The 12,167-nt window shown below is 69.7% G+C and carries 15 protein-coding genes; all 15 read right to left on the minus strand.

All coding sequences use genetic code 11. The features are described from left to right. Positions 1–94: 94 nt before the first annotated feature. Complete coding sequence (locus tag AKG07_RS04680; protein WP_053096332.1) at positions 95–1,261, minus strand: flagellar hook protein FlgE; 1,167 nt, start codon at positions 1,259–1,261, stop codon at positions 95–97. A 30-nt stretch (positions 1,262–1,291) separates the two neighbouring features. Then, a complete protein-coding gene (locus AKG07_RS04685; protein ID WP_053096333.1) occupies positions 1,292–1,774 on the minus strand; it encodes a flagellar hook capping FlgD N-terminal domain-containing protein in 483 nt (160 codons plus the stop codon). Between the two features lie 12 nt (positions 1,775–1,786). Next, positions 1,787–3,232: a flagellar hook-length control protein FliK gene (locus AKG07_RS04690; RefSeq protein WP_053096334.1), complete on the minus strand. Its 1,446-nt coding sequence runs from the start codon at positions 3,230–3,232 to the stop codon at positions 1,787–1,789. After that, positions 3,229–3,597 carry a hypothetical protein gene (locus AKG07_RS04695; protein WP_053096335.1) on the minus strand — a complete coding sequence of 123 codons (369 nt, stop codon included), beginning with the start codon at positions 3,595–3,597 and terminating at the stop codon, positions 3,229–3,231. Before AKG07_RS04695 ends, AKG07_RS04690 begins: the two co-directional genes overlap by 4 nt. Beyond that, positions 3,594–4,019, minus strand: coding sequence for a hypothetical protein (locus tag AKG07_RS04700; RefSeq protein WP_053096336.1), 426 nt, complete (start codon positions 4,017–4,019; stop codon positions 3,594–3,596). Before AKG07_RS04700 ends, AKG07_RS04695 begins: the two co-directional genes overlap by 4 nt. Next, the gene (locus AKG07_RS04705) at positions 4,016–5,341 is read right to left on the minus strand and encodes a FliI/YscN family ATPase (RefSeq protein WP_053099133.1); all 1,326 of its coding nucleotides are present in this window, start codon (positions 5,339–5,341) and stop codon (positions 4,016–4,018) included. Before AKG07_RS04705 ends, AKG07_RS04700 begins: the two co-directional genes overlap by 4 nt. Then, positions 5,341–5,979, minus strand: a complete 639-nt coding sequence (locus tag AKG07_RS04710; protein ID WP_150115073.1) for a FliH/SctL family protein — start codon at positions 5,977–5,979, stop codon at positions 5,341–5,343. Before AKG07_RS04710 ends, AKG07_RS04705 begins: the two co-directional genes overlap by 1 nt. 134 nt (positions 5,980–6,113) lie before the next feature. After that, positions 6,114–7,196 (minus strand): flagellar motor switch protein FliG, encoded by a 1,083-nt coding sequence (gene fliG, locus AKG07_RS04715; RefSeq protein ID WP_230100771.1) that lies wholly within the window; start codon positions 7,194–7,196, stop codon positions 6,114–6,116. Beyond that, on the minus strand, positions 7,193–8,833 hold the full coding sequence (fliF, locus tag AKG07_RS04720) for a flagellar basal-body MS-ring/collar protein FliF (protein ID WP_053096338.1): 1,641 nt from the start codon (positions 8,831–8,833) through the stop codon (positions 7,193–7,195). Before fliF ends, fliG begins: the two co-directional genes overlap by 4 nt. 2 nt (positions 8,834–8,835) lie before the next feature. Further along, on the minus strand, positions 8,836–9,153 hold the full coding sequence (gene fliE, locus AKG07_RS04725; RefSeq protein WP_053096339.1) for a flagellar hook-basal body complex protein FliE: 318 nt from the start codon (positions 9,151–9,153) through the stop codon (positions 8,836–8,838). Continuing rightward, positions 9,153–9,545, minus strand: coding sequence for a flagellar basal body rod protein FlgC (gene flgC / locus AKG07_RS04730; RefSeq protein ID WP_053096340.1), 393 nt, complete (start codon positions 9,543–9,545; stop codon positions 9,153–9,155). Before flgC ends, fliE begins: the two co-directional genes overlap by 1 nt. Continuing rightward, positions 9,542–9,889, minus strand: a complete 348-nt coding sequence (flgB, locus tag AKG07_RS04735) for a flagellar basal body rod protein FlgB (protein WP_053096341.1) — start codon at positions 9,887–9,889, stop codon at positions 9,542–9,544. The genes flgC and flgB overlap by 4 nt, the downstream gene beginning before the upstream one ends. A gap of 109 nt (positions 9,890–9,998) precedes the next feature. After that, positions 9,999–10,277 (minus strand): hypothetical protein, encoded by a 279-nt coding sequence (locus tag AKG07_RS04740; RefSeq protein ID WP_053096342.1) that lies wholly within the window; start codon positions 10,275–10,277, stop codon positions 9,999–10,001. A gap of 6 nt (positions 10,278–10,283) precedes the next feature. Beyond that, positions 10,284–10,697, minus strand: a complete 414-nt coding sequence (fliS, locus tag AKG07_RS04745; protein WP_053096343.1) for a flagellar export chaperone FliS — start codon at positions 10,695–10,697, stop codon at positions 10,284–10,286. Positions 10,698–10,738: 41 nt separating this feature from the next. Further along, positions 10,739–12,100: a flagellar filament capping protein FliD gene (fliD, locus tag AKG07_RS04750; RefSeq protein ID WP_053096344.1), complete on the minus strand. Its 1,362-nt coding sequence runs from the start codon at positions 12,098–12,100 to the stop codon at positions 10,739–10,741. Positions 12,101–12,167: the final 67 nt, after the last annotated feature.

Below are 12,167 nucleotides of genomic sequence, written 5' to 3' on the forward strand. Positions count from 1 at the left end.
GGGGGAAGTCTGCTCCGACTATCGCGACGAGGCCCGCCCCCGGTAACCAGGGGCGGGCCTCGTCGCGCGTGTCCGACCGAGTCGGCGCAGGCGATCAGCGCTTGAGCTGCGTGAGCTCCTGCAGGACCTCGTCGCTCGTGGTGATGATGCGCGCGTTGGCCTGGAACCCGCGCTGGGCGACGATGAGGTTGGTGAACTCCTGCGAGAGGTCGACGTTGCTCATCTCCAGCGCACCCGAGACGAGGTTGCCGAAACCGGCCTGGCCCGGCTCCCCGATGCGCACAGCTCCGGAGTTCACGGATGCGCGGTAGGCCGTGCCGCCCGCCTTCTCCAGCCCCTCGGGGTTCGCGAACGTCGCCATGGCGATCTTGCCGAGCGTCTGCGTCGCACCGTTGCTGAACGTGCCGACGATGGATCCGTCGCCGGTGATGCTGTAGGACTTCAACGTGCCGGCAGCCGATCCGTCCTGCTCCGTCACGGCGACCGTCGACATGTTCGCGTAGCCCGTGACCGCACCCAGGTCGACGCTGACGGCGCCGGCTGCGAGCGTGAGGCCTGCGCCGGCCTGCTTGCCGTCGGTGAAGGTCAGCGCCCCCGTCGCGCCACTGGTCGGCTCGGTCACGTCCCATCCGGCCGCCGTCTTCGTGAAGGTCAGGCTGAGGGTAGACGGCGTGCCCTGGGCGTCGTAGACGGTCACGTCGCGCACCAGCTCGTCACCGACCGCGGCGGTCGAGGGCAGGTTGCCGGTGACCGTCGCCGAGGTCGTCGCCTTCGCAGGTGACACCGCCTCGAGCGGCAGCACGATGTTGCCCGTCGCCTGCCCCGTGTTCACCACGCCGTCCTGCGCCGACCAGCCCTGCACGATCGAGCCGTCGGCGGTCACCATCTTGCCGGTGGGGTCGAACGAGAAGCCGCCCGCCCGCGTGTAAAGGGTCTCTCCGCCGGCTCGGACGGCGAAGAAGCCGTCGCCCGAGATCATCAGGTCGCCACCGCGGCCCGTCGCCTGGGCCGAGCCCTGAGCGAAGTTGGTGCGCACGCCGGCGACCTGCACGCCCAGACCGACCTGGGCGGGGTTGCGACCGCCGACCTCGTCGTCGGGGATGCCCGGGTTGCCGATGAGCTGGGACAGCGAGTCCTGGAACAGCACGGACGAGCCCTTGAACCCTGCCGTGTTGACGTTGGCGATGTTGTTGCCCGTGACGTCGAGCATGGTCTGGTGCGAGCGGAGACCGGAGATTCCGGAGTAGAGCGAGCGAAGCATGGGGTTTCTCTCTTCCTGGGTGAGACGGGGTCAGACTGCGGCGGGGGTGGGCGCAGCGGGGGTGGGCGCAGCGGGGGTGGTCGGTGCGGGGGTGGTCTGCGCGGTCGCGACTCCGGTGATGACGTCGAGCGCGACCGTCTTGTCGCCGATGGTCACCTGCGGGATCGGTCCGTCGAACGAGACCTTGGTCACGATTCCCGAGACGGTCTTGCCGTCGGCGTCCTTGTAGCTCGCCTCCTGACCGATCAGGGCGCTCGCCGCCTGACGCATGTTCAGGGCGAAGGCCTCGGCGCCGTTGTCGGCGAGCGTGGTGAGCTGCTCCATCATCGCGAGCTGGGTCGTCTGCGAGATCATCTCGTTCGTGTCCATCGGGCTCGAGGGGTCCTGATGGGTCAGCTGCGTCACCAGCAGCTTGAGGAACACCTCGCCGTCGAGCACCTGCTTGCGGGCTGCGGGATCGGTCATGCCTCCCGTGTGGATGGAGCTCGGTGCGGTCACTGCGTCGACAGTCATTCGGTCGTCCTCTCAGGCGAAGATGTCGAGCCCTGCACCGGATGCGGCAGAGGACGTCGTCGGGATGATGCGGGAAAGATCGGGGCTCTGCTCGGCCCCGCGGCGCTGGTCGGAGCGTCCGCGCTGCGCGTCGCGATCACCGGAGCCCTGCTCCGGTGACGCATCGCCCGCGCCCTGCTGGCCGCGGTCTCCGGCGGTGTCCGCCGATGCCCCGTGGGAGACGTTGAGAGTCGCGTGCGGCATCACCGCGGCGAGATCACGGCGAAGGTCGACGAGCATGGTCCGCAGCGCGTCGCGCCCTGCATCGGTGGCGCCGCTGAGCTCGACCTGCACCTCGCCCGCTGCGCTGATGTGCGCGCGCACGGTGACGGGGCCGAGGCTGTCCGGGTTCACCGTCATCGTGAGCTGATGGGTGCCCATCGGGCGCTGCGCGATGCTCACCACCACGGGTGCGACCTGCGCGGCGACGGCCCGGTTGGTCGACGCGGCCGCTTCGGGCGAGGACACGGGCATGGCCGTCGCCGCGGCCGGAGATGCGACCGGAGCGAGAGTCATAGGAGGCGCCCCGGACTGCGGACCCGGCAGCGGATCGACGGGGTCGCTCGCCGGCAGCGGCTCTGCGTGGCCGCCCATCACGGACGCAGCGGAGACGCCGACGGTGGTCGGGATCGGAGTCGACGACACCGCACTCCGCGGGGACTCGGACCGCGGAGCCGCAGCGGCAGCGAAGGATGTCGCAGGGTCGGCGTCCCCCTCCGCCGGGTCCTGCTGACCCGTCACCGGAGCGTCACGGGGAGCGTCGCTCGACAGGGTCTCCGGGCGTACTCGGGCGCCGGCCACAGGAGGCGCCCCGTCAGCGCCGCTCGCCGATGCCGACGCCGACGCCGATGCCGATGCCGATGCCGATGAGATCTCGGGCGCAGGAGTCCGTTCCGGCGCCGACACGCCGAGAGGCGGGGAGGTCACCGTCGCGCCCGTCTCGACGGCTGCCGCGGCCGGGCCTGTGGGGAGCTCGGCAGGGCGCGCCTCACCCGACGCTGCTGCGGGAGCGGGGAGAGCGCTGCGGGCGCTCCCCGCTGCCTCCGGCGCCGTCTGCACGAGCGTCGTCCCATCGAGCGTCGTCGCATCCGGCGTCCTCTGCGCAGGCGTCGACGTGGATGCAGGGGCCGCCGCAGCCACGGCCGGAGCGAACTGCGCGGTGAGGTGCATCATGGTCGCGATCGGCGCCTCTGCCCCGCTCGCGTCGTCGGATGCCGCAGTCTCCTCGGCAGTCGGCGCGTCCTGTCCGTCGGGCGTGAGCGTCGCCGCGTCCTGATCCGTCGCACCGTCGAGCACCCGTCCAGCGGCGATCAGCGCGTCGCCGAACAGAGAGCCCGAAACGGCCGAAGATCGTCCACCTGTCTCCGTTTCGCCGCTTCCTGAACCCGCCACCGTCGCGAGCAGCCCCACGGCGGTCATCCGAGCATCTCGATGATCTTCTGCATCGACGCCGTCGAGCTGTCTGCGCCGGTGGCATTGGCCGAGAACAGCGTCTGCAGCGCCGAGATGACCTCAGCGCTCGCTTCGTCGCCCGCTCCCGTGCCGGCTGCCGCCGCCGCAGTCTGCGGGGTCTGGCCGGCAGCGGGTGCTTCCGGCGTCGAGGCCGCCTTCGCCGCTTCGAGGACTCCAGCGAACGTCGTCGCGCTCGCCGCCGATGTCTCGGCGGTCGCCGCGGTCGCGGTCGCCGCAGCCGACGCCGCCGCCGCGCGGCCTGCCGGATCCAGCGACACGATCTGCGTCTCGATCGCGTCAACGCGGGCGATCACCGCCGCGAGCCCGGTCATGCGGCACTCCCCTCACGTCGCGCGGTGCGGACCACAGCGATCTCATCGAGCGCCGACTGCTCCGCGGCGAGCTCGGCCTTGGTCGCCTCCACGCGGTGGGTGCTCTCGAGCCGCTCGAGTCCCTTCAGGTCGCGCCGCGCTTCGACGTGGGCCGACTTCGCCTCCGACTCCGTGCCGCGCCTCATCTGGACGAGCGCCTGCAGATCGCTGAGCGTGCTGCGTCCCGCGGCGCGAGCGGCGGCCATGGCCATCAGCGCTCGTGGATCGTCGATCTGCGCGCTGATGTCGGCGAGGCTCGAGATCGCGGTCTGCTCGTCGAGCTCGGCCTGCGCCCGTTCCGCGCTCGCACGCGACAGCTGCTCGGCGGCGACACGCTCCTGGGCGCCGCGCACGCGCAGCAGGCCAGCCAGTGGGAAGGTCATGGGGTGAGTCCTCCGAAGTCGGTGGTGAGGGCGGCGAGCTGCTGCCAGGAGTCGTCGGACGCCGCAAGATCGTCCATCCGCTGGGTGAGGAAGCGCGAGATCGCTCCTTCGTGCGCGAGGGCGGCGTCGACCATCGGGTTCGCTCCCTGGCGGTAGGCGCCGATCTCGATGAGGTCGTTCGCGCTGCGACGAGCCGCCAGGACGCTGCGCAGCATCACCGCGTCCTGACGCTGCTCAGGAGTGGTGATCTTCGACACGACGCGAGACACCGAGCCGAGCACGTCGATCGCGGGGAAGTGTCCGCGGATCGCCAGCGCGCGGTCGAGCACCACATGGCCGTCGAGGATTCCTCTCGCGGCGTCCGCGATCGGCTCGTTGTGGTCGTCGCCGTCGACGAGCACCGTGTACAGGCCGGTGATCGATCCGACGGGTCCGGTTCCTGCGCGCTCGAGCAGGCGGGCCAGCACCGAGAACGTCGACGGCGGATACCCGCGGGTGGCGGGCGGTTCGCCGGCGCTGAGCCCGATCTCGCGCTGCGCCATGGCGACGCGCGTGAGGGAGTCCATCATCAGCACCACGTCGAGGCCGTCGTCGCGGAACGCCTCGGCGATCCTGGTCGCGACGAATGCCGAGCGCAGGCGCGCCATCGCGGGCTGATCCGAGGTCGCGACGACCACCACCGACCGCGCCAGACCCTCGGGGCCCAGGTCGTCCTCGAGGAACTCGCGCACCTCGCGACCGCGCTCCCCGACGAGGGCGATGACGTTCACATCGGCAGTGGAGCCACGGGCGATCATCGACATCAGCGACGACTTGCCGACGCCCGAGCCGGCGAAGAGCCCGAGACGTTGCCCCGAACCCACCGGCGTCATCGTGTCGAGCACGCGGACGCCGAGGCCGAGCTGACGATCGATGCGCTGGCGATCCATGACGCTCGGCGCATCGTGGTCGAGCGAGACGGGAGCGACACCCCGGTCGAGCGGCCCCTTGCCGTCGATCGGTCGCCCGAGTCCGTCGAGCACGCGTCCGAGCAGCGCTCGTCCGGTCGGCACCTGCAGCGGCGCTCCCCCGTGCCGCACCCGGGCACGGGCGGTGATCCCGTCGAGCCTGCCCAGCGGCATGCAGCGGGCGGCGGCTCCGTCGACGGCGACGATCTCGGCATCCACCACACGGCCGTCGGTCGCGTCGATGCGGATGCGGTCGCCGACCGCGCCGTCGATGCCCAGCACCTCGACGCCGAGCCCTCGCACGGCTTTCACGGTTCCTGAGCGCTCCGGGCGCGCTGCCAGGAGCGCACGGTTCCACGACCGCGTCGCGGTGATCACACGATCACCTCGGCATCCTGTTCGTCGCCGTCGAGTGCTGCGGCCGCGCGGGCGAGCGCCGACGTGATGCGCGTGTCGACGGCCCCGTTCTCGATCTCGACGATGGCGCCGCCGTTGTCCACGGCCGGAGAGGCGGAGATCCGGATGCCGCGCAACGCGTCGATCGACGACATCTCGTCCTGCAGGACTGCGACGTCCTGCTCGCTGAAGGCGACCCCTGTCCAGCGCTCCGCCGGCATCTCCGTGAGCGCCCGGCGCAGCGCATGCGCCGCCGAACGTGCCGGATCCGACAGCTCTGCTCCGAGGATCGTGGTGGCGAGGGCGACGGCGAGCTCTTCGATGCGATCGGCGGCGAGCATGCTCAGCTCGTCGATGCGGCGGTCGAGGGCCGCGTGCGCGCTCTCCAACGCGCGCAGACCCGAGCCGCGCTCATGCAGGTACAGCTCCTGGAGTTCGTGCATCCGCTGCTGCTGCGCGGCGTGCTGCATCTCTCCCTCGTCGAGGGCGAGCCTGCGGCCCTCGGCGAAGCCGTCGGCATAGCCACGGGTGCGGGCCCTGTCGGCCTCGCCGCGGAGGTCCATGGGCGTCTCGCCGACGCGCGGCACGACCAGTGGCGTGAAGGCGGAATCGAGCACGGCGGACACCTCGGAATCGAAGGGCGAGGCCTGTCCGTGGCCCGTAGGTCGAGCGATCCGTGCTCCAGACCCACTATCGCGACACCCGGCTGCGTCCGTAACCGGATCGACCGACTCACCTGCCGTCAGAGGGATCACTCGATGAGCTCATCCTCGTCTTCGCGCGAGATCGTGATCTCCTCCGCGGCTTCCAGGTCGCGGATGATGCGCACGATCTCGGCTCTGGCCTCATCGACCTGACGCATGCGCACGGGACCGAGGACTCGGGTCTCCTCAGCGAGGTTCTCCTGGTTGCGCTCCGTCATGTTGCTCTTCACCTTGTCGGTGATCTGGTCGTCCGCGCCCTTCAGCGCGAGGGCGAGCATGCGCAGGTCGATACCGCGCATCACCCGCTGGACGTCGCGATCCTCGAGGCGCGCGATGTCGGCGAACGTGACCATGCGGCTGCGGATGTCCTCGGCCAGGGCGAGATCACGGCCTTCGAGGCTTGCGAGGAGCGACTTCTCGAGCGCGGTGTCCGAGCGGTTGATGATCTCGACGAGAGGCTGCACGCCTCCGATGGACTCATGGTTGTCGCGCATCGCGAAGACGCCGGTGCGTGAGCGCAGCGAGTCGGCCACGATCGAGATCGCCTCCTGCGTGGCGGTGCCCATCGTCGCGATCGCCTGAGCTACGTCCGTGCGCAGGGGATCCTGCAGGGCGGCGAGAACCGCCGCCGCACGATCGGCTCTGAGGTTGGCCAGCACGACGGCGACGGTGGTCGGAAGCTCACCCTCGATGATCGTGGCGAGCTGGGCCGGGTCCGCCGCATTGAGGAAGTCGAACGAGACCGACCCCTGCGACATGACCCGGCCGACCATCCCGACCGCCTTCTCGCGGCCGAATGCCGTCTCGAGCAGTCCGGTGGCGAGCTCCTGCCCGCCGCGCGACGGCACCGAGCCGCCGGTGGCGATGCGCCGGAACTCGCCGAGAGCACGGGCCGTCGAGGCCACGTCCACTCCCCCGAGCTGTGTCAGCTCGGCCGCGAGCATCTCGGACCGCTCCTCGCCGAGGTGGCGGAGCACTTCGGCGCTGGCGGCGCGATCCATGTTCATCAGCACGATCGCGGCCTTGCGCAGTCCGCTCATCTCCGGCGCAGCCACGGGCGCCGGCGCCTCGACGGCCGACACCTCGACCGTGTCGGCCTGCGCGTCCAGCAGCTCGGTCAGCGCGCTCATACGGTCGCCTCATCCATCAGGTCGGCCAGTGCGCTGGCGATCGTGTCGGGTTCGCGCTTGGCGAGGTCGTCGATCTCCCGGCGACGCCGCTCGACCAGCACCTTGTCGGGCTCGGGCTCGTCGTCGAGATCGGCCGACGCGGACGGCAGCAGCTTGGTCGGCGCCGGGGCGATGATCGCCTCGGCCTCCTTCAGCCCTCTGAGCGAGCGGAGCTTCTGCTCCTCGCTCTCGGTGACCGTCGCGAAGTACTCGATCGGTCCGTCTTCGGTGTACATCACCCGACGCTTCATCTTGCGGCGCACGATGAGGAAGACGATCAGGATGATCGCCGCGAGCAGGATCGCGCCGCCGATGATCGCAGAGCGCAGCAGCTCCTGCTGGAACTGCGCGTCGCGCTCGGCCTCCGCCGCCTGCAGCGCTGTCTGCGCCGCCGTCGCACCCGCCTGGTTGAACTCGACGAACTCGACGGCGATCTCGTCGCCGCGCTCGACATCGATCCCTGCCGCGGATGCCACGAGCGATTCGATCTGGTTCGCCGTCACTCCGGTGACCGTCCCTCGGTTGAGCGCGATGCTGACGGTCTGCCGCGTCACCTCTCCGGCGGGGGTGATGGTCTTCTCCGTCGACTTGTTGACGGCGTTGTTGCGAGAGGTCTCCTCGAACTCATAGGCGCCGGTCCCCTCGGCGTTGTTGGGAACCGCGATGTTGTCGGGGCCGAGCACGCCGGCACCTCCACCCTCGCCGCCGTTGTACGTCTCGGTCTTGGTCTGCTCCGATGCGCTCAGCTCGCCCTCGGGGGCCGAGTACGTCTCGTCCATGCGCTCGGATGTGGAGTTCGCGACATCGGCCGATACCGTCACCGTCGCGTTGCCGGGCCCGACGATCGTCTCGAGCATCTTGCTGACGGATGCCGCGACCTTGGCCTCATGCTCCGTCGCCTGCTTCGAGGAGTTCCCGGTGAGCCCGGTGCCGACCGCCGAGAGCACGCGGCCGTCCTGATCGGTCACCGCGACGTCCTCCGGCGTCATCCCCGGCACGGCGGCGCTCGTGAGGTGCACGATCGCCTCGATCTTCTCGTCGCTGAGCCCTGAGCCGTTGCGGGTCTTCACGAACACGGATGCGGTCGGGCTCTGCTGCTCCGAGACGAAGACGCTCTCCTCCGGGATCGCCAGCTGCACCGACGCCGTCGAGATGCCCTCCATCGCGCCGATCGTGCTGGCCAGCTCGCCCTCGATGGCACGCTTGTAGGTCACCGACTGCTGGAATTCACTCGCCGTCACACCCATCTCGTCGAGCAGGGTGTAGCCCTCGCTCGTGTCGCCGGGCAGCCCGGCGGATGCCGCCGCGAGACGCTGCGGATAGACCTGGTCGTCGGGCACGAGGATCGTCGCGCCTCCCTCGGCGAGCTCGTAGGTCACGCCTGCCGACTTCAGCTGCTCGACGACGGCCGACGCGTCGCCGGCGCTCAGGCCGGTGAAGAGCGGGCTCATCTGCGGCTTGGTGAGCCACGCGCCGAGGGCGATGGCGCCCATCACGAGCAGCGCGACACCGATGATGGCGATCGTGCGCTGTGCGAGGGAGAATCCTGAGACGACCTGCTTGGCGCGGTCGTAGTAGGTCGTGAGCATCTTGGGCATCGTCAGGCCTGCATCCTCATGATCTCGTTGAACGCCGAGACGCTGCGGTCACGCACGGCCACCACCAGGTCGAGCGTCACCGAGGCGCGCGTCGACGCGATCATCGCCTGATGGATGTCCTGCAGGTCTCCCGTGACCGCCTGCACCGCGAGCTCGTTCGACGTCGACTGCAGCTGCTGCAGGTTCTCCATCGCCCCCGAGAGCGTCGTGGCGAAGGCGTTTCCGGAGGCAGGAGCACTGGTCGCGTCCGGGCCCGTCTCGAAGCTGAGCGTCGAGAGCGGCGCGACACCGGAGGCGCCGATGGCCTCGATGCCCGACATCAGTTGCGGCCGATCTGCAGCGCTGCCTCGTAGGTCGTCTTCGCCCGGTCGACGACAGCGGCGTTCGCCTCGTATCCGCGCTGGGCGAGGATCAGCATGCTCATCTGGTCGCCGAGCTCGACGTTCGGGTACTGCACGTAGCCGTCCTCGTTCGCATAGGGGTGCTCGGGGTCGTACACGAGCTTCGCGTCGGCCTCGGATTCGACGACGCCGGCGACGTACACGCCGGGGCTGTCGGTGCCGGCCTGCACGGTCACGAACTTCTCCCGGAACGCCTCCTGGCCTGCGGGTGTCGCGGTGTTCACGTTGGCGATGTTGTCGCTGAGCGCGTCGAGCCACTTGCGGTGCGCGGTCAGGCCGGTGCCGGCGATGCCGATCGCGTCGAAGGTCATGCGGAGGCCTGCCCGATCGCCTTGGTGATCGAGGCCGCCTGACCGCCGATCGCCTGACTCGCGAACTGGAAACGCAGCACGGTGTCGATGTTCGAGAGCGTCTCGGTGTCGAGGTTGACGTTGTTGCCGTTCAGCCTGGTCGGCTCGAGCGAGCGCTCGACCGTCGCGGCGACGCTTCCGGAGCCGCCCTGGACAGCAGAACGGAGTTCATCCTCGAACCGCACGCGCTGGGCCTGGTAGCCCGGCGTGTTGACGTTGGCGATGTTCTCGGCGATCGAGCGTTGGCGCAGGGCCAGCCCGTCGAGCGCGCTGATGAGCGCAGAGGACGTGACGGATTCGAGCACGGGGGCACTCCGGGATGTTGGTGGAGAGGCCGATCCCTGGCCAATCGTCGAGCGATCCGTGCTCTGTGCCGACTATCGCGACACCCGGGCATCCATGTAACCGCTGTGCTCAACCCTCGACGTCGAGATATGCCGGCAGATTCTGGGTGGAGGTCGGCACGCGCCGCAGTGCGGCGATCTCGCGAGCCACATTGGCGCGCGATGTGACGAGTCCGCCGATCATGAGCTGCTGCCGCGCGAGCACGGCTTCGGCACGCTCGCGCAGCTCCTCGGGGACGGGGCCGTCCGGCGCCTCGAAGGACTGCTCGTCGAGGTGCTCGTCGGCGGCGTCGAGGGCGCGCTCGAACTGGTCGAGCACCGTCAGCCAGGCCGAGAGAGTATCGGGCACGGTCGCTCAGGCCAGGGCCGTGATGGGGGTCTGCGCGGTCGACGAGACCGCGGCAGCCGCCGCATGCCACGCTTCGCGGAGCGGCACGACGAGAGCTCGGCATTCTGCGGTGGCCGCGCGGTCTCGAGCGATGTTGGCGGTGATCAGGCGTCCCGTGAGGTAGGTGTACACGCCGTGCAGCTCTGCGGAGCCGTCCCACTCATCGGTGAGCGAGCCGTTGAGCTCGGCGACGATCTGCTGCGCGTGCACGAGGTGGTTCCCCGCAGCCGCCCAATCCCCCGCTTCCTGGCAGGCGTCCGCGCGCTCGATGTCGACCAGGAGGCGGTCGTAGAGCAACACGAGAAGGCGCTCAGGCGTGGCGGAGGCCACCTGCTGCTCCAGATACTGCTGCTTGGCCCGGTCGAGTGAGGTGAGTGCCATGAGTACGTGCTCCGATGCGATGCGATGTCACGAGGACGAGGTCAGGAATCCGACGGGGTGAGTCCGGCGAGCTGGCTGGTCAGCCACGACGATTGCGACTGCAGCTTCGAGAGCTGCACCTCGAGCTGCGCGTACGTGCGTTCGAGGGTGGCGCGGCGCTGTTCGAGCCGGATGTCCCAGCGCTCGACCTGGGTCTTGAGCGTCTTGACCTCGTCCTCCTGGCCGGTGATGCGCTTGGTCAGGAGGCCGTCGTACTTGTCGGAGTACTGGGTCGTCACGTCCTGCACCCGCGCCGAGACCGCCGAGAACAGCTCCTGCGTGCCCTCCGGGTCTTCTGCGAGAGCTGCGGCGAACTTCTCGGCGTCGAACGAGAGCACGCCCTTGTCGCTGACGGTGATGCCGATCGTCGAGGGCGAGATGCCGTCGATCGGATGCTGCACGGCGGTCGCCAGCGCGCCGCGGAGGTTTCGCACCGTGCTGTCGCCGGTGAAGACGCCGAGGGTCGTGGTCTCGCCGACCTCGCCGATGGTCGCCTTCGAGCCGTTGTCGATGCGCACCAGCAGCGCGGCGATCTCCTTGACGAACGCCTCCGCCGTCGAGCTCTGCTTCTTCGCATCGCGTGCGACGGTCACGGTGACGGGGTCGGCACTGGCCTTCGTGACCGTGACCTCGATGCCCTCACCGACGGTGATGGTGTTGCTCGCGCTGTTCAGGGTCTGCTCGGCGTCAGTGCCGGCGAAGAGTCGGATGCGGGCATCCGCGCCCTGGGTGAGCAGTGCGGCGCCGGGGGCGGCACCGAGATCGACCGCGGTTCCGGCGGTGACCTCCGCCGCGGTTCCGCGGTGCAGGGTGAAGGCACCAGCTGCGCCGGTCTCGGCGGAGGTGAGCTGGATGCGCGAGAGCGGCTTGCCGTCGGCATCCGTTCCCGCGGGCACGACGGTCGCGCTCACGCCGGCCTTCGACGCGTTGATCGCCTTCGCGAGGTCCTGCGGACCGGTGCCGAGCGGAGTGACCTCGACGGCTTCGCCGTCGGATCCCACTAGGGTGAAGGTGCCGCCCCACGCTGTTCCTCCTGCGGCAGCGGTGACGACGGAGTGCGCTGTGGCGACGGCATCCACCACGATGGCGGTCGAGAATGCGGTCGCCTTGCTGCCGGCGGTGATCGTGACCGTCTCGGACGACGAGGACGCGGTGAAGGATGCCAGAGAGCTGGGACCCGCGGCGGTCTTGGCCTTGTCGACGAGCTCCTGCAGCGTCTTGTTCAGCGACTGCAGGTTGGTGATGACCGAGTTGCGGTCGGTGATCTTGTTCGTGATGAGCGTCTTCGGGATCGCCGAGACGTCCATGAGCGCCTTGATGAGCTCTTCGGTCTTGAGCCCTGATACCAGTCCGTCGAGTTTCATCCCGGTCGTCTTCCGTGCGTTGCGGTCAAGGGTGTCCTACAGGAAGGCGCCCGGGCGGAGGTGACTC

The organism is Microbacterium sp. CGR1, assembly GCF_001266755.1.
Taxonomy (GTDB): Bacteria; Actinomycetota; Actinomycetes; order Actinomycetales; family Microbacteriaceae; genus Microbacterium.